The sequence below is a fragment of the Mycobacterium sp. genome, from assembly GCF_049281135.1.
In the GTDB taxonomy this organism is placed as follows: Bacteria; Actinomycetota; Actinomycetes; order Mycobacteriales; family Mycobacteriaceae; genus Mycobacterium.
Genome location: NZ_JBAPRN010000088.1, coordinates 1 through 3133, shown reverse-complemented (window position 1 = coordinate 3133; position 3133 = coordinate 1). Strand labels below are relative to the sequence as shown.

Sequence of the window (3133 nt, the reverse complement as noted above, 5' to 3'; positions counted from 1 at the left end):
GTGTTGCCGGCGCTCGCGCGATGACGCTCAGTAGTCGTGGCGGGCCAGTAGGCCGTCGCCGTGGCGGTCCGGGCCGGCGATGGTCACCACCGCCGGAACCATCTCGCAGGTGACCATTCCGTGTTCTGCGGTCAACTCGTGGACAATGTCGAAGCTGCGTGCGATCCACTCCGGGGTGTCGATGATGATCGTGACCACGGGCATCCGTCGGGTCAGCTGAAAAAGCTTGTCGCCGTGTGGTTCATGATCGCCGTGGAATCCCCAGATACCGCGCAGCACGGTCGCGCCGTGGGCCATCCCGGATTCCAGCAGCTTGTGCACGAGCGCACGGTGAATCGGCACACCGCCGTGACCGGTCGCTTCGCTGGTGTGCACCATCAGCTTCTGCCAGAGCGGCCGTCCCTGATCGTCGGTGTCCGGTAGCCGATGAGGGCGCCCGAACAACTCGCCGCCCCGTTTGCATAACCGCACCCGTTCGACGGTCAGCAACGCCCGCGGTGCGACAGTGCTGAGCTCGGCGACCACCGTGGAAACCTGCGCCGCGGTCCCGACCGAGATGATCATCAGCGGAACGTTGACATTGCGGCTGAAGAAAGCAGCCCGATAACGCTCGCCGTGCGCGGTGCCGTCGACACCCAAAAAGACTGCGCCACCGGAGAATCCCTGCCGATGCAGGAGATCGCACACCGCGCGGTACGCGGTTAGCCCGCCGATGCGCTCCTGGCGGCCCACATAGACCGTGAGCTTGACCGCGTCGTCGGCACCGACGTCGAGCACGTCATCACCGCTGACCAGGCGGGCGCGTTCGAGCGTGACCATACCGTGGCCGGTCATCGCGACCACCTCGTCGACCAGGCCGCTGATCTTCGACTCAACGTCGACCGCGACGATCGCCACCGGCGGGTCCTCGGACAGGCTCAGCGACTCGTCGGTACGCAGCACATGGCGCGGCCCGAAGCTCGCGATGCCACGCAGCATGACGCTGGCCGCGACTTCTCGGGTGTCGAACAGATCGAGCATCGCGTCGGCCAAGAAGCCGGGCCGCCGCACACCGGTGACGGCCCGTTGGCGTTCGCCGAAGTAGGTGGTGAGCTTCAGGGAGGGCTGGTTCATAATCGGCCCGCGATCCATTGCCCGAATAGCGCTGCGCCGATACCCAGCACGATGCTGACGATGATATTGGCGACCGCGTTGCGGACCTGGCGCTCTTCGCTGAGCCGCTGTGTTTCCAGCATCCAGGTCGAAAACGTGGTGTAGGACCCGACGAAGGCGGTCCCGGCGAGCAACGCGGTGTAGCGACTCAATGCCAGACTGCCGAGCAGTCCGAGGAGCGCGGCACCGCTGATGTTGACCGCGAGGGTTCCGAAGGGGAACGACCGGGCGGCCCGGCGAGCGACCGCGCGGTCCACCACAAACCGCAGCACGGCTCCAACGCCGCCGGCCAGCACCACCCCGAGCCAGATCATCAGCGCACCGGCACCCGACGAACCAGGGCAGTGGCCAGATACACCGCAAGGAACCCGAAAACAATGCTGGCGCAGGTGTATCCAGCCGCCAGGCCGTAGTGGCGATGCTCGATCATCTTCAGCGTCTCGACCTGCATGGTCGAGAAAGTGGTCAGACCGCCGCACAGGCCGGTTCCGAGCAACGGCCGGCGGTAACTCGACAGCGGCAACCGCTCCAGCAACCGCGTCGTGAAGTAACCCACCAGGAAGGCGCCGACGATGTTGACCGTGAACGTCGGCCAGGGCCAGCGCGCCGGGTCGGCAGCCACCAGAAGGCTCAGTCCGGTGCGCGCCACGCTGCCCAGGGCGCCGCCGGCGAACACTGCGGCCAATTCCCGGTAGTCGTGCGGGAACGGAGAGTTGGCCACTCGTCGAAATTCCTTCGGTTGCAGGGCTTGCTCAGGCAGCTTATTAGGCAGAATCGAGGACATGGTGGCCCACCCACGCGCCGGTCAACCGGCCCAGCCCGAAGACCTCGTCGATCTGCCTCATCTGGTCACGTCCTACTACGCGATAGAACCGGATCCCGAGGATGTCGCCCAGCAGGTGGTGTTCGGAACATCGGGGCACCGCGGCTCGGCGCTGAACGGGGCATTCAACGAAGCCCACATCCTGGCCATCACCCAGGCCATCGTCGAATACCGCGCCGCGCACGGCACCACCGGACCGCTGTTCATCGGCCGGGACACCCACGGTCTGTCAGAGCCCGCATGGGTGTCGGCGATCGAGGTGCTCGCCGCCAACGACGTCGTCACGGCCGTTGACTCGGCCGACCGCTACACGCCGACCCCGGCGGTCAGCCACGCGATCCTCACCTACAACCGCGGCCGCAACGACGGACTGGCCGACGGGATCGTGGTGACGCCCTCGCACAACCCGCCCTATGACGGCGGTTTCAAGTACAACCCGCCCAACGGCGGTCCCGCCGACACCGATGCGACCAATGCAATCGCCAAGCGTGCCAACGAGATTCTTCGCACCGGCGAGGCGGTGCAGCGGGTGCCGCTGGCCCGTGCGCTGCAGACGGTTCAGCGCCACGACTACATGGACGCCTACGTCGACGACCTCCCGAACGTGGTCGACGTCGACATCATCCGCAAGGCGGGGATCCGGATCGGCGCCGATCCGCTCGGCGGGGCCAGCGTCGACTACTGGGCCGCGATCGCCGAGCGGCACAACCTCGAGCTGACCGTCGTCAATCCGCTGGTCGACGCGACATGGCGGTTCATGACACTCGATCACGACGGCAAGATCCGGATGGACTGCAGCTCGCCGGACGCCATGGCCTCTCTGATCGCCAACCGCGATCACTACCAGATCGCCTCCGGCAACGACGCCGACTCAGACCGCCACGGCATCGTTACCCCCGATGCCGGGCTGATGAACCCGAACCATTACCTGGCGGTGGCGATCGACTACCTGTACACGCATCGGCCGTCGTGGCCCGACGGTGTTGCGGTCGGTAAGACCGCGGTCAGCTCCTCGATCATCGACCGCGCGGTCGCCGGGCTCGGACGCAAGCTGGTCGAGGTACCCGTCGGGTTCAAGTGGTTCGTCGACGGTCTGATCGGCGGCACCATCGGCTTCGGCGGCGAGGAATCCGCCGGGGCGTCGTTCCTGCGCCGCGA

The 3133-nt window shown here is 66.5% G+C and carries 4 protein-coding genes; 1 reads left to right on the top strand and 3 read right to left on the bottom strand.

Going from position 1 to position 3133, the window contains the following annotated elements; genetic code table 11:
• Nucleotides 1-27: 27 nt before the first annotated feature.
• The 3 genes from WAN02_RS03540 to crcB (WAN02_RS03530) are packed head-to-tail and all read right to left on the bottom strand — an operon-like array spanning nt 28 to nt 1873.
• The gene (locus WAN02_RS03540) at nt 28-1113 is read right to left on the bottom strand and encodes a DUF190 domain-containing protein (RefSeq protein WP_422262802.1); all 1086 of its coding nucleotides are present in this window, start codon (nt 1111-1113) and stop codon (nt 28-30) included.
• Nucleotides 1110-1466, bottom strand: a complete 357-nt coding sequence (gene crcB, locus WAN02_RS03535; protein ID WP_422262801.1) for a fluoride efflux transporter CrcB — start codon at nt 1464-1466, stop codon at nt 1110-1112. Before crcB (WAN02_RS03535) ends, WAN02_RS03540 begins: the two co-directional genes overlap by 4 nt.
• Nucleotides 1466-1873 (bottom strand): fluoride efflux transporter CrcB, encoded by a 408-nt coding sequence (crcB, locus tag WAN02_RS03530; RefSeq protein ID WP_422262800.1) that lies wholly within the window; start codon nt 1871-1873, stop codon nt 1466-1468. The genes crcB (WAN02_RS03535) and crcB (WAN02_RS03530) overlap by 1 nt, the downstream gene beginning before the upstream one ends.
• A 61-nt stretch (nt 1874-1934) precedes the next feature.
• Between crcB (WAN02_RS03530) and WAN02_RS03525 the strand changes: the two genes are divergently transcribed.
• On the top strand, nt 1935-3133 hold a 1199-nt coding region (locus tag WAN02_RS03525), incomplete at its 3' end, for a phosphoglucomutase (RefSeq protein ID WP_422262799.1).

Excerpts from the sequence above, each read along its gene's own strand:
- WAN02_RS03540 (WP_422262802.1), bottom strand. The coding sequence starts at position 1,113 with ATGAACCAGCCCTCCCTGAAGCTCACCACCTACTTCGGCGAACGCCAA.
- crcB (WP_422262801.1), bottom strand. The coding sequence starts at position 1,466 with ATGATCTGGCTCGGGGTGGTGCTGGCCGGCGGCGTTGGAGCCGTGCTG.